Annotated in this window: 12 protein-coding genes and 1 pseudogene; 12 read left to right on the top strand and 1 reads right to left on the bottom strand. The window is 68.4% G+C overall.

Annotation, left to right across the window (positions count from 1 at the left end; all coding sequences use genetic code 11):
- Positions 1-22: 22 nt before the first annotated feature.
- The 6 genes and pseudogenes from kdpA to QRN16_RS06825 all read left to right on the top strand — a co-directional run.
- A pseudogene (kdpA, locus tag QRN16_RS06850) lies at positions 23-1591 on the top strand (potassium-transporting ATPase subunit KdpA); the annotation flags it as partial.
- A complete protein-coding gene (kdpB, locus tag QRN16_RS06845; protein WP_056445087.1) occupies positions 1588-3678 on the top strand; it encodes a potassium-transporting ATPase subunit KdpB in 2091 nt (696 codons plus the stop codon). The pseudogene kdpA and the gene kdpB, both read left to right, overlap by 4 nt.
- A gap of 2 nt (positions 3679-3680) precedes the next feature.
- Positions 3681-4325 (top strand): potassium-transporting ATPase subunit C, encoded by a 645-nt coding sequence (locus QRN16_RS06840; protein ID WP_027504982.1) that lies wholly within the window; start codon positions 3681-3683, stop codon positions 4323-4325.
- Between the two features lie 13 nt (positions 4326-4338).
- The gene (locus tag QRN16_RS06835) at positions 4339-6834 is read left to right on the top strand and encodes a sensor histidine kinase (RefSeq protein WP_056445354.1); all 2496 of its coding nucleotides are present in this window, start codon (positions 4339-4341) and stop codon (positions 6832-6834) included.
- Positions 6831-7562, top strand: coding sequence for a response regulator (locus QRN16_RS06830; protein WP_027504984.1), 732 nt, complete (start codon positions 6831-6833; stop codon positions 7560-7562). Before QRN16_RS06835 ends, QRN16_RS06830 begins: the two co-directional genes overlap by 4 nt.
- Before the next feature lie 45 nt (positions 7563-7607).
- The gene (locus QRN16_RS06825) at positions 7608-9983 is read left to right on the top strand and encodes a lysylphosphatidylglycerol synthase transmembrane domain-containing protein (protein ID WP_027504985.1); all 2376 of its coding nucleotides are present in this window, start codon (positions 7608-7610) and stop codon (positions 9981-9983) included.
- 9 nt (positions 9984-9992) lie between these two features.
- On the opposite strand, the gene QRN16_RS06820 is transcribed toward QRN16_RS06825, so the two are convergent.
- Positions 9993-11498, bottom strand: coding sequence for a PucR family transcriptional regulator (locus tag QRN16_RS06820; protein WP_285185219.1), 1506 nt, complete (start codon positions 11496-11498; stop codon positions 9993-9995).
- A gap of 94 nt (positions 11499-11592) precedes the next feature.
- Here QRN16_RS06820 and QRN16_RS06815 point away from each other — a divergent pair, with 94 nt between their 5' ends.
- Genes QRN16_RS06815 through QRN16_RS06790 form a run of 6 tightly spaced genes read left to right on the top strand, consistent with a single transcriptional unit; the run spans position 11593 to position 19140 of the window.
- Complete coding sequence (locus tag QRN16_RS06815) at positions 11593-12459, top strand: FAD binding domain-containing protein (RefSeq protein ID WP_285185217.1); 867 nt, start codon at positions 11593-11595, stop codon at positions 12457-12459.
- Positions 12460-12461: 2 nt separating this feature from the next.
- A complete protein-coding gene (locus QRN16_RS06810) occupies positions 12462-12935 on the top strand; it encodes a (2Fe-2S)-binding protein (RefSeq protein ID WP_027504988.1) in 474 nt (157 codons plus the stop codon).
- Complete coding sequence (locus QRN16_RS06805) at positions 12932-14287, top strand: 8-oxoguanine deaminase (RefSeq protein WP_285185215.1); 1356 nt, start codon at positions 12932-12934, stop codon at positions 14285-14287. The genes QRN16_RS06810 and QRN16_RS06805 overlap by 4 nt, the downstream gene beginning before the upstream one ends.
- Positions 14284-16620 (top strand): molybdopterin cofactor-binding domain-containing protein, encoded by a 2337-nt coding sequence (locus QRN16_RS06800; RefSeq protein WP_285185213.1) that lies wholly within the window; start codon positions 14284-14286, stop codon positions 16618-16620. Before QRN16_RS06805 ends, QRN16_RS06800 begins: the two co-directional genes overlap by 4 nt.
- A gap of 4 nt (positions 16621-16624) precedes the next feature.
- Positions 16625-18067: an NCS2 family permease gene (locus QRN16_RS06795; RefSeq protein ID WP_285185211.1), complete on the top strand. Its 1443-nt coding sequence runs from the start codon at positions 16625-16627 to the stop codon at positions 18065-18067.
- Positions 18067-19140, top strand: coding sequence for an XdhC family protein (locus QRN16_RS06790; protein ID WP_285185209.1), 1074 nt, complete (start codon positions 18067-18069; stop codon positions 19138-19140). Before QRN16_RS06795 ends, QRN16_RS06790 begins: the two co-directional genes overlap by 1 nt.
- The last annotated feature ends 32 nt before the right edge of the window (positions 19141-19172 follow it).

Raw genomic sequence — 19172 nt, 5'->3', positions numbered from 1 at the left:
GGTATCGGCAACAGCGGACTGGCGGGTGGAATCCCTGCTGTATCGCGTGTGCCGGATCGACCCCCGCTCGGAACAGACGTGGGTCGGCTACGCCTTGTCGCTGCTGGGCTTCTCTGCGGCCGGCGTCTTCTTCCTCTATGCCCTCCAACGCGTTCAAGGTGTTCTGCCGCTGAACAATTCGCTGCCCGGTGTCAGCCCGTCGGTTGCGTTCAACACCGCCATCTCCTTCGTGACCAACACCAACTGGCAGTCGTATTCACCCGAGACAACGATGAGCAACCTCACGCAACCGCTCGGCCTCGCAGTGCAGAATTTCGTCTCTGCCGCAGTGGGATTGGCCGTGGCGGTTGCAGTGATCCGCGGGTTCGTTCGTGTGCGCAGTGGAGGCGAACTCGGAAACTTCTGGGTCGATCTCACACGCGGCGTACTTCGGATCCTGCTGCCGTTGTCGTTCGTCGTGGCGCTGATCCTGCTGACGCAGGGCGTGGTCATGTCGTTCCACAGCAGCTTCGCGTCGACGGGTCTGGACGGTAGCTCGATCACGAATGCTCTCGCTCCCGTCGCCTCTCAGGAAGCGATCAAAGAGCTCGGCACCAACGGCGGCGGAATCCTGGCAGCCAACTCGGCGCACCCGTTCGAGAACCCGACGCCGTTGTCCAACATCGTCGAGATCATCGCCCTGTTGTTGATCCCAGTCGCGTTGACGCGAACCTTCGGAACCCTTGTCGGAGAACGTAAGCAGGGTCTGTCGATCCTCGCCGTCATGACGCTGCTGTGGGGCGCCGTTCTCGCCGTGACCCTTGCGGCGGAATCCGGTACTCGCGGTGTCGCCGCGCAGGCCGCGGGCGCCATGATGGAGGGTAAGGAACAGCGTTTCGGCATCCCCGCGTCCGCCCTGTGGGCAGTCAGCACCACGGGAACCTCGACCGGCGCAGTGAATTCGGCGCACGACTCGATGTCGCCCCTGGGCGGTGGAGTCGTCATCCTCAACATGCTTTTCGGTGAGGTCGCTCCCGGCGGAGTCGGGACCGGCCTCTACGGAATGCTGGTCCTGGCCATCATCGCCGTGTTCGTCGGTGGGCTCCTGGTGGGACGCACGCCGGAGTACCTCGGTAAGAAGCTCGGCAAACGCGAGATCACCATGGCGGCACTGTCGGTGCTCGTCATGCCGGCGCTCGTTCTGATCGGGACCGGTATCACGGTGATCCTGGGTTCCACGAGCGGAGCGCTCGGCAACAGCGGGGACCCCGGAACTCCGGGTTCGATCCACGGATTCAGCGAGGTGCTCTACGCCTACGCGTCCGCGTCGAACAACAACGGAAGTGCGTTCGGCGGACTGACCGTGACCAACGACTGGTTCCAGACCTCCCTTGGCATCGCGATGCTGCTGGGCCGGTTCCTTCCGATCGTGTTCGTTCTGGCCCTGGCCGGCTCACTGGTCACCAAGCGTCGAAGTCCGGCTGGACCCGGCACCCTGCCCACCACGGGACTGCTGTTCACCGGCCTTCTCACCGGCACGATCGTCCTCGTCGCTGCGCTCACATTCTTCCCAGCGCTCGCGCTGGGCCCCTTCGCGGAGGCTTTGCAATGACCCTCGTCAACGACCATCCCACTCTGTCGGAGGCGACACCCGACAACGGCGCGCCGGCTCCCGTCAAGTCCGGCTACTTCAGCCCCAAGCAGCTGTGGACCTCGTTACCCACCGCATTCCGCAAGCTCGATCCGCGTCACCAGGCCCGCAACCCGGTCATGTTCGTCGTTCTGGTCGGCTCGGTCATCACCACTGTCATGGCGATCGCCGACCCGTCGGTGTTTTCCTGGCTCGTCACCGGGTGGCTCTGGTTCACCGTGTTGTTCGCGAACCTCGCCGAGTCCGTTGCCGAGGGTCGCGGCAAGGCCCAGGCGGCCAGTCTGCGCAACGTCAAACGGGACACGCTTGCCAATCGTCGGCTGCCCGACGGGTCCGTCGAGAGCGTGCCCGGCACCGAACTGAAGGTCGGTGACGAGGTGGTCGTCACCGCAGGGGAAGTCATTCCTGGTGACGGTGACGTGGTCGACGGCATCGCATCGGTGGACGAATCCGCCATCACGGGTGAATCCGCACCGGTGGTGCGTGAATCGGGCGGTGACCGAAGCGCCGTCACCGGCGGCACCACCGTGCTGTCGGACCGGATCGTCGTGAAGATCACCGCCGCACAGGGTGAGACGTTCGTCGACCGGATGATCGCGCTCGTCGAGGGTGCGTCGCGACAGAAGACTCCGAACGAGATCGCTCTCAACATCCTGCTCGCGTCCCTGACCATCGTGTTCTTGCTTGCCGTCGTGGCCATCGGTCCCATGAGCATCTACGCGGGGTCGGCGCAGGATCCGGTCAAGCTCATCGCACTTCTCGTCTGCCTGATCCCGACGACCATCGGCGCACTCCTGTCCGCCATCGGCATCGCCGGCATGGACCGACTGGTGCAGCGCAACGTTCTCGCCATGTCGGGCCGCGCGGTCGAGGCCGCCGGTGACATCGACACCCTGCTGATGGACAAGACCGGCACGATCACCTTCGGAAATCGCAGAGCCACGGCACTGCATCCGGCACCAGGGGTCGAGGTTCGGGAACTCGCCGATGCGGCTCGCCTGTCTTCGCTCGCTGACGGAACACCCGAGGGACGCAGCATCGTCGAACTCGTCGCACGCGACTTCGGCGGGGAAGCAGATCCCGCAGCAGGGGGTGAGTTCGTTCCGTTCACCGCTCAGACCCGCATGAGTGGGCTGGACGTCGACGGTCGGCAGATCCGAAAGGGCGCCTCCGACAGCGTGTTCGCCTGGGTCCGTGAACGCAGTGGCGACGCCACCGACACTGCGGTACGTGATTCGGTCGAGTCGGTGTCCGAAGCGGGCGGTACTCCGCTCGTCGTTGCGGTCGCCGAATCCGGTTCGAGCGCCCGAGTTCTCGGAGTCGTCGAGTTGTCCGATGTGGTCAAGCCTCACATCGCCGAACGATTCGAACGGTTGCGCGCCATGGGCATTCGGACCGTGATGGTGACCGGTGACAACCCCCTCACCGCTCGGGCCATCGCTGCTGAAGCCGGGGTCGACGATTTCCTCGCCGAAGCGACACCGGAAGACAAACTCGCATTGATCCGCCGTGAACAGAACGGTGGTCGGCTGGTCGCAATGACGGGGGATGGCACCAACGACGCTCCCGCGCTGGCTCAGGCCGACGTAGGCGTGGCAATGAACACCGGCACGTCCGCAGCGAAAGAGGCGGGCAACATGGTGGATCTCGATTCCGATCCCACCAAATTGATCGAGGTGGTCGAGGTCGGAAAGCAACTCCTCATCACCCGCGGAGCGCTCACCACGTTCTCGTTGGCGAACGACCTCGCCAAGTACTTCGCGATCCTGCCGGCAATGTTCTCCACGGTGTATCCCCAGCTCGACACGCTGAACATCATGCGGCTGGCAACTCCACAATCAGCGATCGTCTCGGCCGTGGTGTTCAACGCACTGGTCATCGTGGCGCTGATTCCCCTTGCGCTGAAAGGTGTTCGGTACACGCCGTCCACCGCGTCGACACTGCTCGGCCGCAACCTCGCCGTCTATGGCGTCGGAGGCGTGATCTCGCCCTTCGTCGGCATCTGGCTGATTGACCTCGTGGTCCGACTTATTCCTGGAATGGGCTAGCAATGCGTATTACTTCGGTGTTCTTCAAACAGGTCGTCGCCGGGTTCACGGTCCTGTTGGCGTTGACGGTACTTCTCGGCATCGGGTACCCGGCTGCGGTGTGGGCGGTCAGCCGGATCGGGTCCGATTCGGCGGAAGGCTCACCCATCCGCGATGCCTCGGGATGTGTTGTCGGCAGCTCGCTCATCGGCGTCGACACCACTGTCGCAGACGGACAACCCGATCCGTATTTCCACACGCGCGTCACGGGGTCGGTCGCCGATGACGACGCCTTTGCCGCGGGCGACCCCTCCGCCGCTCTCCCTCTGAACCAGGGTCCGAGCAGTGACACTCTCGCGTCGTTCATCGAGCAACGTCGCGCTGCGATCGCCGAGCGTGAGAACGTCGATCCGGCGGCGGTGCCCGTCGACGCGGTGACGGGTTCGGGTTCGGGTATCGACCCGGACATCAGCCCGGCGTATGCAGAGCTTCAGGTCGCCCGCGTGGCGGCAGCAACAGGGAAATCACAGGACGAGGTGCGCACGCTGGTCGCGGAGAACACCGACGGTCGGCAGCTCGGTTTCCTCGGACAATCGGTGGTGAACGTCGCCACGCTGAACGTCGACCTGGGACTGACTGCACCCGACTGCTCGACTACGGGTGGATGATGAGCAGGTGAGCATGCACGCCGACGCCGCAGACGAACGCACGACTCCGGGGGGCAGGGGAGAACTGCGTATCTATCTCGGCGCGGCGCCGGGCGTGGGAAAGACGTTCGCGATGCTCGGCGAGGCGCACCGTCGCCAGTCCCGCGGGTGTGACGTCGTCGCCGGTGTCGTCGAGACTCACGGACGCACTCGAACGGCAGAGATGCTGGACGGCATCGCGGTACTGGCGCCGAAAATGGTCGAGTATCGCGGAGCCTCGGTGCCCGAACTCGACGTCGACGGCGTCTTGGCCAGAATGCCGGAATTGGTGCTCGTCGACGAACTGGCCCACACGAACACTCCGGGCAGTCGTAACGCCAAGCGCTGGCAGGATGTCGAGGAGTTTCTGGCCGCCGGGATCGACGTGGTGTCGACTCTGAACGTGCAGCACCTCGAGAGTCTCAACGACGTGGTCCAGCGCATTACCGGTGTGGTGCAACGGGAGACGGTTCCCGACGCCATCGTGCGGGCCGCAGCCCAGGTCGAGCTGGTCGACATCACCCCGGAAGCGTTGCGGCGCAGGCTGTCACACGGGAACGTCTACGCGCCCGAGAAGGTCGACGCAGCGCTCAGCAACTTCTTCCGACGGGGTAATCTCACTGCGCTGCGGGAGCTGGCACTGCTGTGGCTGGCCGATCAGGTCGACGCGGCGCTGGCCCGCTACCGTGCGGACAACGCCATCAAGGACACGTGGGAAGCACGAGAACGTCTCGTTGTCGCGGTGACCGGCGGTCCCGAATCCGAGACGCTGCTGCGCCGGGCGAGCCGAATCGCCGCCAAGTCCAGCGCGGAACTGATGGTGCTGCATGTGGTCCGAGGCGACGGACTCTCCGGTGTCTCCGCCTCGCACATGGGCAAGGTCCGTACCCTGGCCACCGCGCTCGGTGCCTCCGTGCACAGCGTCGTCGGCGACGATGTTCCGGCGACGCTTCTCGAGTTCGCGCGGGGCGTCAACGCGACACAGCTGGTGCTCGGGACGTCACGTCGCTCGCGGTGGGCCCGCATCTTCGACGAAGGCATCGGATCGTCGGTGGTGCAGCATTCCGGCAAGATCGACGTGCACATGGTCACTCACGAGGAGGCGCGCCGCGGAATCAGACGCACTGCCGCGCCGGCGTTGCGACGCCCGTTGGCGTGGGCCGCGTCGGTCGTGGTTCCTGCACTTGCGGCCGCGATCATCTCGCTGTTCGACGATTCCCTCGAACTCGGCGGTGAGAGCGCCCTGTTCTTCGTGGTGGTGCTGGCGGTGTCCCTGCTCGGCGGTGTCGCTCCGGCCGCGCTGTCGGCACTGTTCTCGGCTCTGCTGTTGAACTACTTCTTCACCGATCCGCGCTACAGCTTCACCATCGCCGAACCGGACAACTTCGTGACGACAGTGGTGCTGCTCGTCGTCGCCGTGGCGGTGGCCGTGCTCGTCGACGCGGCCGCCCGGCGGGCACGGGACGCCCGCAGCGCGTCGCAACAGGCGGAACTGCTGGCGCTGTTCGCCGGATCGGTGCTGCGTGGAGCCGACCTGCCCGCTCTGCTCGAGCGGGTGCGCGAGACGTACGGGCAGCGCGCCGTGGCGGTGCTGCGCTCGGGGCACGGCGTCGTCAGTGCAGTGGGGGAGAACCCGCCCACGAGCGTGGACGCCGCCGACACCGCGGTGGAGGTGGGCGACGAGGAGTACGCCCTCGTCCTCGCGGGGCACCGCACCCGCGCGACCGACCGGCGTGTCCTCACGGCGGTCGCCAATCAGGCGGTCGGCTTGATCCGCCAGAGCGAACTGGCCGCGGAGGCGAGCACCGCCGCGGCCGCCGTCGAGTCGGACACACTGCGGCGGGCACTGCTGTCCGCCGTGGGACACGACCTGAGGACGCCGCTGGCCGCGGTCAAGGCCGCCGCCTCGAGTCTGCGCAGCGAGGACGTCACCTTCTCGCCCGAGGACACCGCGGAGTTGCTGGCGACGGTCGAGGAGTCGGCGGATCAGCTCACCGCGCTGGTGGAGAACCTGCTCGACTCCTCGCGCCTGGCCGCCGGCGTGGTGCGGCCGGTGTCGGCGCGTGTGTTCCTCGACGAGGTGGTGCACCGCGCCTCGGCCTCCGTCGGTCCGGCGCGGTCCCGCCTGCAGGTGGAGGTGGGGGATCTGTCGGTGCTGGCGGACGAGGGTCTGCTGGAGCGAGTGGTGGCGAATCTGATCGACAACGCTGTGCGGTACGCACCCCACGGCGAGATCCGCGTGTCCGCTCGTGTGGACGACGACCGCGTCCGGCTCGCCGTGGCCGACCACGGGCCCGGTATCGCGGACGGCTCGGAGGAGACCGTCTTCGACGCGTTCCAGCGGCTCGGGGATCGCGACAACACCACCGGCGTCGGCCTCGGACTGTCCGTGGTGCGCGGCTTCGTCGAGGCCATGCACGGCACGGTGTCGACGCAGCGCACCGTCGGCGGCGGGCTGACCGTCACCGTCGACCTGCCGGCGGCGTCGTGACCGAGGACGGGGGAACGACCGAGACGCCGCGGCCGGGACCGCCGCCCACCCGTGTCCTCGTCGTCGACGACGAGCCGCAGTTGCTGCGGGCGCTGCGCATCAATCTCGGGGTGCGGGGCTACGACGTGTCGACGGCGTCGACCGGAGCGGGAGCTCTGCGCGCCGCCGCCGAGAGGCATCCGGACGTGATCGTCCTCGACCTGGGTCTGCCGGATCTCGACGGCCTGGAGGTGCTCGCCGGACTTCGCGGGTGGACCACCGTGCCCGTGATCGTGCTGTCCGCCCGTTCGGACTCCGGCGACAAGGTCGACGCGCTGGACGCGGGTGCGGACGACTACGTGACCAAGCCGTTCGGCATGGACGAGTTCCTCGCCCGGCTGCGCGTCGCGGTTCGGCGCGCCGCACGCACGGCGGACGGCGACGGCGAGGCGGTCGTCGTGACCGACTCGTTCACCGTGGATCTGGCCGCGAGATCGGTGACGCGCGACGGGCAGCCGGTCCACCTCACCCCCACTGAGTGGGGCATGCTCGAGATGCTGGTGCGGCACCGCGGCAAGCTGGTCGGACAGCGAGAACTGCTGCGCGAGGTGTGGGGTCCGGCGTACGAGACCGAGACCCACTATCTCCGGGTGTATCTCGGTCAGCTGCGGCGCAAACTCGAGCCCGATCCGGCGCATCCACGCCACCTGCTGACCGAGGCCGGCATGGGGTATCGCTTCCGAACCTGATGCGCCTCACCGCCGGCGGCCCACCGCTCCGATAGGTTGGCCGGTGTGCTGGTCGACGGAAGAGACATCCCGGTCACCGGGAGCGTCCTGCAACCGTTGACCCGGCGAACGAGCGACATCCTGCGGGTCGTGACCGCGGCGATCGTCCTGGGGGCGATCGTCGTCGGTTCGTTGGTGACCCGCAACGAGTGGACAGCGCTGGAGCGCTCGATCTCCGACATCGTCGGCGTGCTCACCCCGAGCCAGTCCAATGCCGTCTATCTCGTGTACGGCGTCGCCATTCTGGCTCTTCCGTTCACCGTGCTCGCCGGACTGGTGGCGGCACGCCGCTGGCGGCTGCTCGCGGGTTACGTCGCTGCGGCCGTGGTGGCCGCACTGGCGTTGTCGGTCAGTGGCAGCGGGATCTCCGCGCCGAAGTGGCACATCGACGAATCGACGCGCCTGGACACCCTGCTCTCGCAGATCCTCGACGATCCGCGCTGGATCGCCATCGTCGCGGCCGTGCTCACCGTCTCCGGCCCGGGGCTGCCGATCCGCTGGAAGCGGACGTGGTGGGTGCTGCTGCTGGCTTTCGTCCCGATCCATCTGCTCATCAGCACCGTCGTCCCCGCGCGCTCGCTGCTCGGTCTCGCCGTGGGGTGGCTCGCCGGATCGCTCGTGATCTGGGTGGTGGGCACCCCGGCACTCGAGGTGCCGCTCGCCGAGGCCGTCCGTGCCCTGAAGCGCCGGGGAGTCGACATCGCCGGGTTCGTCGTTCTGCGCCCGGCGGGTTCGGGTCCCCTGGTGCTCTCGGGACGGATCGGGCCGGTGGGCCACGACGTCGTCGTCGAGCTGTTCGGTCCCAATCAGCGCAGCCGCGGCGCCCTGCGTCTGCTGCGCCGACTGGTGACTCTGCGGTCGTCGGAGAGCCCGCCCCTGCACGCCTCACAGCGCCGCGCGGTGGAGCATCGCGCGTTGATGGGCATCGCGCTGAACGACCTGGGCGTGGCGGCCTGTGTCCCGACGGCGGTGTCGGCCCTCGAGCGTGGCTGGGTCCTGTACGCCCACAGCGTTCCCCGCGGTCGGCGCGTGGACCCCGAGCGTCCGGAGGATGCGCACGCACTGTGGCGGACTCTGGGAGTGCTGCGCTCCCGGCAGATCTCGCACGGAGACCTCCGGGTCGACGACATCCGGATCGACGAGGACGGCACCGCGTTGCTCGGTGGCTTCGACACCGCGGAACTCGGCGCGTCGCAGGCCCAGTTGCACTCGGACGCCGCGCAGCTGATGCTGACCACCGCATCGCTGTACGGGCCCGACGTCGCCGTCGACGCCGCGATCGACAGGCTCGGCCCGGCGGACGTTCTCACCGCCTCACGCCGGCTGACGCCGTCCGCTATCCCGACCCGCGTGCGCCGGGCGGTGCACGACGCCAAGGGGGTGCTCACGGCGACGCGGGACACGGTGCTGGCCCGGACCGGGACCTCGGCGATCGCCACCGAGCAGGTGACGCGGTTCTCGCGTAACCAGGTCGTGCAGTTGGTCCTGCTCATCGCGCTGGTCTACGTCGCGTATCCGTTCATCAGTCAGGTCCCGACCTTCGCCTCCGAGCTGGCCTCGATCAACTGGTGGTGGGCACTGCTCGGTCTCGCGATCTCCGCCGCGACCTATTTCGGAGCGGCCGCGGCGCTGTGGGCGTGCGCCTCGGGCGCCGTGGGTTTCCTGAACACGACGATCATGCAGGTGGCCAACACGTTCGCGGCGACGACGACTCCGGCGGGTGTCGGCGGACTGGCGCTGAGCGTCCGCTTCCTGCAGAAGGGCGGTTTGACGCTCACGCGCTCGACCGCCGCGGTAGCTCTGCAGCAACTGGTGCAGGTGATCTCGCACGTGACGCTGCTCGTGGTGTTCAGCGTCGCGGCGGGCCAGTCCGCCGACCTGTCCCGCTTCGTCCCGAGCGCCACGATCCTGTACCTCATCGCCGGTGTCGCGTTCGGCGCCCTCGGCGCCTTCCTGTTCGTGCCCACCCTGCGGCGCTTCCTGCGCACCGCGGTGCGGCCTCAGCTCGCGGAGGTCTACTCGGACCTCTCGGAGCTCGTGCGGCATCCGGCACGCTTCACCGTCATCGTGCTGGGCTGCGCCGCAACCACTCTCGGTGCTGCCTTCGCGCTGTGGGTGAGCATCGAGGCGTTCGGCGGGGGAACCACCTTCATCACGGTCACCATCGTCACGATGATCGGTGGGACGCTCGCCTCCGCAGCCCCGACGCCGGGTGGCATCGGCGCCGTGGAAGCCGCTCTCATCGGCGGTCTGGCGGCGTTCGGGTTGCCCGCCACCATCGCGGTGCCGTCCGTTCTGCTCTATCGCGTGCTCACGTGCTGGATCCCGGTGTTCCTCGGCTGGCCGATCATGCGGTGGTTGGCGCGCAAGGACATGATCTGATCCCGGCCGTCACGACATCCGCAGTGCCAGATAGAAGTTCACGCGGTCCTCGAGTCCGGAGAGATCCCGACCGGTGAGTTCCTCGATGCGCTGGATGCGGTAGCGCACCGAGTTGACGTGCAGGTGCAGCCGGGTCGAGCACGCCGTCCACGATCCGTTGCAGTCGAGGAAGGCTCGCAGAGTCGGGACGAGATCGCTCTGATGGCGGTCGTCGTACTCCACGACAGGATCCAGCAGACGCGAGCGGAACAGCCGTCTCATCTCGTCCGGCACGCTCGCCAGGAGCAGCACCAGATCCGCCAGTTCGTCGTGCCCCACGATGCGGACCCCGTCGCTGCGGCCGGCCGCGAGCCGGCGGGCATACCTGGCTTCGTCGACGGCGCCGCGGAGTTCGCCCGCCGTCACCGCGCTGCTGACGCCGAGCGAGACGTCGCTGCCGGCAAGTCCGGGAACGAGGCGATCCATCCCCGACCGCACTCGCGGCGTCAGGTCGTCGTCGGTGGGAACGATCGCGACCACCTCACCGTCCGTCACACCGATCGCGCCGCCGCTCGGGAGCAACTCGCGCAGGACCACCCGGAGTTCGCCGGGGCGGAGGGGGCCACTCGCGACGGCCGCGGCGACCACCGCGTACCGAGCGTCGGTGTCGAGGCCGACCACCGTCATCTGGGCGAGGGTGTCCGCGACCGATCCGCCCGCGGTGATCACGCGGATCAGCTGGTGCGCCGAGCGTCCGGACGACCCGAGGCGGTCGTCGGTGCGCTCACGTTCGAGCGCGACGATCGACGCCACGTCCTCGGCGAGTGCGAGCCGCTCGGGAGTCCAACTGCGCCAGTCGCTGCGGAAGGCCACCATCGCGTCGGCGACGCGCGACGTCCGGTCACCGTCGACGGCGAGGAGGGACAGGCCGTGGGACACCACGGGAAGTCCTCGTGCCGTGAGGAAGTCGTGCGCCAGATCGTCGGGACGGATCTCGTCGGGAAGCGGATGGGACGAGGCCACGACGCGCCCGCCGGGGGTGAGCACCCAGCATTCCAGTCCGAGATCCTCGGACACCAGGTCGAGAAGTGGCCCGATGCCGTCCCCGGCGCCGGCGCCCGACACCAGGCGGCGGTGCCGGTCGAGGACCGACCGGAGATCGGTCGCGCGCTCGCGCGAGAGCGAGCGCACCACGCTCTCCGTGATCGTCGCGAAGGCCACGGCGGCGGACACCCGGAACAGGGGCAGCCCGTGTCGGCGGCACGACTCGACGAGATCGGCGGGCACCACGCCGTCGTACGAGGCCGCCAGTGCGGCGACGCCGGCACCGGTGATCGCACGGACGAAGACGTCTGAATCCTCGGGTCTCGTGTGCCACATCAGTCCGGTGAGGACCAGTTCTCCGCCCTCGAGATAGCGACCGGGATCGAGCATGTCGGTCGTCACGACCCATCGGATGACCGTGTCTCGTCCGTCGTCGGACACGAGGGGGTCGAGTCCGAGATGGGGCATGTCGAGTAGGTCGTGCACCTTCATTCGGAGGAACCTACAGTGATTCGCGTGTGATGCGGGTCATAGTCTGTCGTTCCTGCGTCTCGTCCGCCGGACGGCGGGCGGGTGTACTTCTCCCATGGACTTTCTTCGGCCACAGACCTGGGCGGACGCACTCGCCGCCGCAGCCGATCGACCCGATGTCGTCCCCGTGCAGGGGGGTACCGACGTCATGGTCGAGATGAACTTCGATCTGCACAGACCGACGGCGCTGCTCGACCTGAACCCGATCACGGAGCTCACCACCTGGGAGGAAAATCCAGACGGGTCGCTCCGCGTCGGTGCCGGCATGCCGTACGTGCGGATCATCGCCGAACTGGGCGATCGGCTGCCGGGAATCGCGCAGGCCGCGCGCACGGTCGGTTCGCCCCAGATCCGCAACAGGGGGACGGTCGGCGGCAATCTCGGGGGCGCATCCCCCGCCGGCGATCTGCACGCGCCGCTGCTCGCGTGCGGCGCGATCGTCGAGGCCGAGTCGGCCGCTCGGGGCACACGCATGATTCCGGCCGAGGAGTTCTACGTCGGCGTCAAGCGTCACTGCCTGGAACCGGACGAGTTGATCCGCGCGTTCCACGTGCCGCCGGCCACCGGGCCGCAGTACTTCTCGAAGGTCGGCACGCGCAACGCCATGGTCATCGCGGTGTGTTCGTTCTCGCTCGCCCTGTTCCCGGCCGAGCGACGTGTCGGCACGGGTATCGGTTCGGCCGCCCCGACGCCGCGGCGGGCCACCGCCGCCGAGGTATTTCTCGCTGCGGAACTCGACTGGGACGGCCCGCTCGACGACGCCGTCGCCCGCCGGTTCGGCGACCTGGTCCGTGAGGCGGCGAGCCCGATCGACGACGTACGCGGTACCGCCGACTATCGGCGACATGCGCTGGCGGTCATGGCGAGACGCACTCTCGCCTGGTCGTGGCGCGACCACAGGAACAACGGAGAGGCGGCGTGAGCATGAGAGTGAACTGCACGGTGAACGGCACCGACCAGAGCGCGGACGACGTGTGGGAGGGCGAGAGTCTTCTCTACGTGTTGCGCGAGCGCATGGGCCTGCCCGGATCGAAGAACGCGTGCGAGCAGGGGGAGTGCGGTTCCTGCACCGTCTATCTCGACGACGTGCCGGTGTGCTCGTGCCTGGTGGCGGCCGGCCAGGTCGAAGGTCGACGCGTGCGCACCGTGGAGGGACTCTCCGACGGGGAGGCGCTGGGCCCGATCCAGAAGGCCTTCGTGGAGTGCGGCGCCGTCCAGTGCGGCTTCTGCACACCCGGGCTGGTGGTCCAGGCGCACGACCTCGTCGAGCGGGTGCCCGATCCGTCCGATGCGGAGATCCGCGAGGCCCTCGCCGGAAACCTCTGCCGCTGCACCGGTTACGAGAAAATTCTCGACGCCGTCCGACTCGCCGCCTCACGAAGGGCCGATTCCCGATGAGTGTTCGCATCGTCACCAACGCCTACATCGCACCCGTGGTCGGTGCCGAGATCCCGCACGGGTACATCGTCGTCGACGGGCCGCTCGTGACCGCGATCGGCGCGGGTCCTGCGCCGATCGTTCCCGGCGCCGAGATCATCGACGCGCGTGGCGGACTGGTCACGCCCGGTCTGGTCAATGCCCATCACCACCTGTACCAGTGGGCGTCGCAGGGACTGGCGAAGGACAGCACCCTCTTCGAGTGGCTCGTGACCCTGTACCGACCATGGGCGAAGATGGACGCCGAGGTGGTCGGCGGGGCCGCGCTGGCGGGGCTCGGCTGGCTCGCGAAGTCCGGGTGCACCACCAGCACCGATCACCACTACATCTTCCCGAAGGGACGGGGCGATCTGTTCGCCGCCGAGATCGACGCGGCGGCGCGGATCGGAGTGCGTTTCCACCCCTGCCGCGGGTCGATGGACCGGGGCGTGTCGGACGGCGGGCTCCCTCCCGACGAGGTGGTGGAGAAGCTCGACGACATCCTGACCGCCACCGCGGATGCGATCGACACGTACCACGACGCGTCGTTCGGCTCGATGCTGCGGATCGCCGTCGCGCCGTGCTCCCCGTTCTCGATCAGCAAGGACCTGCTCGTGGAATCGGCGAGCCTCGCCCGAGTGAAAAGTGTTCGGCTGCACACACATCTGTCCGAGACGGTGGACGAGGAGGAGCACTGCCTCGCCCAGATGGGCTGCACGCCCGTGCAGTACATGGAACAGGTGGGGTGGCTGGGCGACGACGTGTGGTTCGCCCACGCCGTCCACCTCCACGATTCCGACATCACCTCGCTCGCGGCAACGGGTACCGGCGTCGCGCACTGCCCCAGTTCGAACGCGCGACTCGGCGCGGGAATCGCCCGTGTCGCCGATCTGCTGCACGCCGGCGCGCCGGTCGGTCTCGGCGTGGACGGATCGGCGTCCGCCGAGATGGTCTCGCTCGCCGGCGAGATCCGTCAGGCCGTGTACATGCAGCGGGCACGCTACGGGCCGACCGCGTTGAGTGCTCGCCAGGCTCTCGAGGCCGCGACACTCGGTGGCGCCACGGTCCTCGGCCGGCAGGACGAGATCGGGTCCCTCGAGGTGGGCAAGCTCGCCGACCTCGCGATCTGGCGTACCGACGGCTTCTTCGCCGCGATAGACGATCCCGTCGTCGCGCTCGCGTACGGGCAGACGCCGCCACTGGGCCACCTCATGGTCGGCGGTCGGACGATCGTGGAGGACGACACGCTGATCAGCGTGTCGCAGGACGAGGCGGCGGCGGCCGGAGCGAACGCACACCGTCGTCTCATGGCTCTCGCGAAGGACGTCCTGTGAGCGCCCCCGGACGGACGCGCCCCGGCGCCTTCCCCGCACCCGTGGACGCACCGGGCCTCGGACGCGTGGGAGACAGTCCACTCCGCCCCGACGGGACCCTGAAGGTCAAGGGAGAGTTCGCGTACTCGTCCGATCTGTTCATCGACGGCATGCTGCACGGCGCCACCCTGCGGAGTCCGCATCCCCGCGCGCGCATCGTGTCCGTGGACATCTCGGCGGCGCTCGCCCTCCCCGGCGTGGAGGCCGTGCTCACCCACGAGGACGTGCCGGGACGCCCGTGTTTCGGCCTCGACGGCACATGGGACCAGCCTGTCCTCGCCTTCGGCGAGGTGCGTCACGAAGGCGAGCCCATCGTCCTCGTCGCGGCGGATCACCCCGAGACCGCGCGCCGGGCGATGGAACGGATCGAGGTGGTCTACGAGGTGCTCGAGCCACTGTGCGACGCCCGCCGTGCCGCACTGGATCCGACCTACCCGAAGGTGCAGGAGCGCGGCGGAATCGCACGCCACCAACCGGTGCGCGTCGGCGACGTGGCCGCTGCGCGTGCGCGGGCCGACGTGATCGTCAGCAGCGCCTTCTCGGTCGGCATCCAGGACCAGGCCTTCCTCGGACCCGAATCGGGTCTCGCGGTTCCCGGCGACGACGGCGGGGTGGACCTGTACGTCGCGACGCAATGGATGCACAACGACCTCGAACAGATCGGGCCGTGCCTCGGACTGCCGAAGGAGAAGATCAGGATGACGCTCTCCGGAGTCGGGGGAGCGTTCGGCGGGCGCGAGGACCTGTCCATGCAGATCCACGCGGCCATGCTCGCGATGTACACGGGCAAGCCGGTCCGGATGGTCTACAACCGCTACGAGTCGTTCTTCGGGCATGTGCACCGGCACCCGGCGCAGATGCACTACGAGTACGGCGCCACGAGCGACGGCCGGCTGTTGTTCGCGGACGTCGAGATCATCCTCGACGGCGGCGCCTACACGTCGGCCACGCTGAACGTCGTCGGCAACGCTGCGTCGCTGGGCGTGGGACCGTATGTCATCCCGAACATCGAGATCGACGCGTACGGCGTCTACACGAACAACCCGCCGTGCGGCGCGATGCGCGGATTCGGCGCCGTACAGGCATGTTTCGCGTACGAGTCGATGATGGACCAGCTCGCCGAGGCGTGCGGTCTGAGCCCGGTCGAGGTCCGCCGCGTCAACGCCGTCGCACAGGGTTCGCTCCTCGCCACCGGTCAGGTGATCGAGGCTCCCGCGCCCCTCGCCGAGATGCTCCTCCGGGCCGAGGCGATGCCCATGCCCGCGCCACTGGACACCTCCGACATCCGCAACCTTCCCGGAGGCGCGTCGCAGACCACGCACGGTGAGGGCGTCGTGCGGGGAGTCGGCTACGGAGTGGGACTCAAGAACATCTGCTTCTCCGAGAACTACGACGACTACTCGACGGCGCGGGTCCGACTCGAGGTCATCGGCGGCGAGGTCACCGCTCTGGTGCACACGGCCGCCGCCGAGGTGGGACAGGGCCTGGTGACACTCGAGGCGCAGATCGCCCGCACCGAGCTGGGGGTGTCGCGCGTGACGATCCATCCTGCCGACACCACCGTCGGGAACTCCGGGTCGTCGTCCGCGTCCCGCCAGTCCTACATGACCGGCGGTGCGGTGAAGGCCGCGTGCGAGGCGGTCCGGGAGGCCGTGTTCGTCCTCGCCGGACTGCATCTCGGTCGCGCCGCGACGGACCTGACTCTCGACGGCGGCAAGGTCGTCTCCCGCACCGACGGCGTCCTGGCCACGATCGAGGACGTTCTCGGCGACCGAGTGGTAGAGCAGACCCGCGAGTTCCACCACCGTCCCACCACCGGCATGGATCCGGTGACCGGGCAGGGCGCGAGCCACACCCAGCTCGCGCTGTGCGTGCACCGCGCGGTGGTCGACGTCGACGTCGAGCTCGGTCTGGTGAAGGTCGTCGAGATGGCCGCCGTCCAGGACGTCGGCAGGATCCTCAACCGGCTCTCCCTCGAGGGGCAGATCCACGGCGGATCGGCTCAGGGACTGGGCCTGGCTCTGATGGAGGAGATCGTCGTCGTGGACGGGCTGGTGAAGAACCCGTCGTTCACCGACTACCTCATCCCCACCATCCTCGACATGCCGCCGATGAAACTCGACATCCTGGAGAACCCGGACCCGCTGGCGCCGTACGGCCTTCGCGGCGCCGGCGAGCCTCCGACCCTGTCCTCCACCCCCGCAGTCGTCGCTGCCGTTCGCGACGCCACCGGTCTCGCCCTCACACGAGTACCGATACGACCCGAACACATCACGGACCCGGGAAGGCCCTGACCTCATGACGAAACTCGATCCCGCGACGACGGTGGGCAGCGGCGGACGCCGCTCCCGACTCGACACCTTCTTCTCCATCACGATGCGCGGCTCCACGATCACCCGTGAGATCCGCGGCGGCATCACGACGTTCGTCGCGATGGCCTACCTGATCGTGCTGATCCCGCTCATCATCGGCGACGCGCAGGACGTCACCGGTGCGACCCTCGACCCGGCACAGTTGAGCACCATGGTCGCGCTGTCGGCGGGGCTGACGACCGTGCTGATGGGCGTGGTGGGCAACGCGCCGCTCGCCATGGCGGCAGGGCTGGGAGTGACGCCGATCGTGGTGTTCCAGGCCGCGCCGTTCATGACCTGGCCCCAGGCGATGGGGCTGGTCGTCCTCGAAGGTGTCATCATCGTCGTCTTCGCGCTGACCGGTGTCCGCCAACTCATCATGGACGCGATCCCGCGCGTGCTGAAGCAGGCCATCGGAGTGGGCATCGGAGCGTTCATCGCTCTCATCGGTCTCGTCGACGCCGGGTTCGTCGGCTACGGCGACAACGCCTCCACCGCAGTCACACTCGGAATCTTCGGCAAGCTCGCAGGCTGGCCGGTCCTCGTATTCTGCGTCGGCCTCGTGGTCATGATGGTGCTGTTCGTCCGGCGCGTCCCCGGTGCGATGCTCATCGGCATCTTCGTCGCCACCAACCTCGCCATCGTGCTGAACTCCGTGGTCGACATCGACCCACGCGCATGGGGTCCCGTGGTGCCCTCGGTACCCGATTCCATCGTCGCCACACCGCGATTCGACCTGCTGTTCGAGGTGGACGTGTTCGGCGGCTTCGCCCGCGCCGGCGTCGTCACCGCGTCGGTCGTGTTGTTCACGCTGGTGCTCTCGGGCTTCTTCGACGCCATGGGAACCATTCTGGGAGTGGGCGAGGAAGCCGGTCTCGTCGACAAGCAGGGCCGGCTGCCCGGACTGAGCCGCATCCTCACCGTCGACGGCATCGGCGCCATCCTCGGCGGCGCGATCAACGGTTCTGCCAACACCGCGGTGGTCGAATCGGCCGCCGGAGTCGCGGAGGGTGCTCGCACGGGACTGGCCAGCGTGGTCACCGGTGGACTGCTCACCAGCCTCATCTTCTTCACACCACTCGCCGGCGTCGTCCCGGTCGGCGCGGCAGCACCTGCCCTGGTCCTCGTCGGCGCGTTGATGATGACCCACGTCCGCAAGATCGACTGGGAGGACACCGAGATCGCGATCCCGGCCTTCCTGACCATCGTGCTCATGCCCTTCACGTACTCGATCACGGTCGGTGTGGCGGCAGGGGTGTTGTCTTACACGATCATCCGCCTGGCCAAGGGAAAGGTGCGGCAGACGCACTGGCTGCTGTACGTCATGAGCGCGGTGTTCGTCGTGTACTTCGCACTGCACCCCATCGAGGAAGCGCTGGGCATCTCCTGATGCGGGACATCGCGGACCGGTTGATGGCCTGGCACGACGCGGGACTGGCGTACGCCGTCGCGACCGTCGTCGCCGTCTCGGGCAGCGCGCCCCGGTCACCCGGTGCCGCGATGGCCGTCGCCTCCGACGGGCGGGTGGTGGGGAGCGTGTCGGGCGGCTGCGTCGAGGGTGCCGTCTACGCGCTCTGCCAGGAGGTCCTGGACACCGGCGTCGCGGTCCGGCAGAGTTTCGGCTACAGCGACGACGACGCGTTCGCCGTCGGGCTCACCTGCGGGGGCGAGATCGAGGTGTTCGTCTCGCCGGCGCCCGACCCCGCGGTCCTGCGGTCGTTCGACGGCGCCGTCGCCACCGTTCAGCTCCTCGACTCCGTCGGCACGGTCCTGGCCGTGCGGCCGGACAGGCACCTCGGATCGACCGGCTTCGCCGACATCGACCGCATCGCTGTCGACGAGGCTCGCGCGATGCTGGACGCCGGCAGCACCGGAATCCGTTCCGTCCGATGCCGGCCCGGAGTGGAGATGTTTGTCGTGTCGTACGCCCCACCGCCGCGGCTGCTCGTGTTCGGGGCGATCGACCATGCCGGCGCCCTCGCCCGCCTCGGCAGCTTCCTCGGCTACCGCGTGACGGTGTGCGACGCGCGCCCGGTGTTCGCCACACGGGCACGGTTTCCGGACGCCGACGAGGTGATCGCCGAATGGCCGCACTCCTATCTCGCGCGCACCGAGGTCGACGCGCGCACGGTGGTGTGCGTCCTGACCCATGACGCGAAGTTCGACGTGCCGCTGCTCGAGATCGCGCTCAGGTTGCCGGTGGCGTTCGTCGGGGCGATGGGATCGAGGCGGACCCAACGTGACCGGCTGGCACGGCTGCGCGAGGTGGGGATGACCGAGACCGAGCTGTCTCGACTGCGGTCACCCGTCGGCCTCGACCTGGGTGCGAGTACACCCGAGGAGACCGCGGTGGCCATCGCGGCGGAGTTCGTGGCAGCGCGGCGCGGCGGCAGCGGCATGTCCCTGACACTCGGGGACGGCCCGATCCACCACGCGACCGTGCCCGACCGTCGTCAGGCGTAGCCGAGTTGTGTGCAGTGATCCGCGGTGGGCGC

The sequence above is a fragment of the Rhodococcus sp. MEB041 genome (assembly GCF_030208955.1).
Lineage (GTDB): Bacteria > Actinomycetota > Actinomycetes > Mycobacteriales > Mycobacteriaceae > Rhodococcoides.
The sequence above is the reverse complement of the archived record's forward strand: the minus strand, read 5'-3'. Positions and strand labels throughout refer to the sequence as shown.

Excerpts from the sequence above, each read along its gene's own strand:
- QRN16_RS06840 (WP_027504982.1), top strand. The coding sequence starts at position 3,681 with ATGCGTATTACTTCGGTGTTCTTCAAACAGGTCGTCGCCGGGTTCACG.
- QRN16_RS06820 (WP_285185219.1), bottom strand. The coding sequence starts at position 11,498 with ATGAAGGTGCACGACCTACTCGACATGCCCCATCTCGGACTCGACCCC.
- QRN16_RS06810 (WP_027504988.1), top strand. The coding sequence starts at position 12,462 with ATGAGAGTGAACTGCACGGTGAACGGCACCGACCAGAGCGCGGACGAC.
- QRN16_RS06815 (WP_285185217.1), top strand. The coding sequence starts at position 11,593 with ATGGACTTTCTTCGGCCACAGACCTGGGCGGACGCACTCGCCGCCGCA.
- QRN16_RS06835 (WP_056445354.1), top strand. The coding sequence starts at position 4,339 with ATGCACGCCGACGCCGCAGACGAACGCACGACTCCGGGGGGCAGGGGA.
- QRN16_RS06790 (WP_285185209.1), top strand. The coding sequence starts at position 18,067 with ATGCGGGACATCGCGGACCGGTTGATGGCCTGGCACGACGCGGGACTG.
- QRN16_RS06805 (WP_285185215.1), top strand. The coding sequence starts at position 12,932 with ATGAGTGTTCGCATCGTCACCAACGCCTACATCGCACCCGTGGTCGGT.
- QRN16_RS06795 (WP_285185211.1), top strand. The coding sequence starts at position 16,625 with ATGACGAAACTCGATCCCGCGACGACGGTGGGCAGCGGCGGACGCCGC.
- kdpB (WP_056445087.1), top strand. The coding sequence starts at position 1,588 with ATGACCCTCGTCAACGACCATCCCACTCTGTCGGAGGCGACACCCGAC.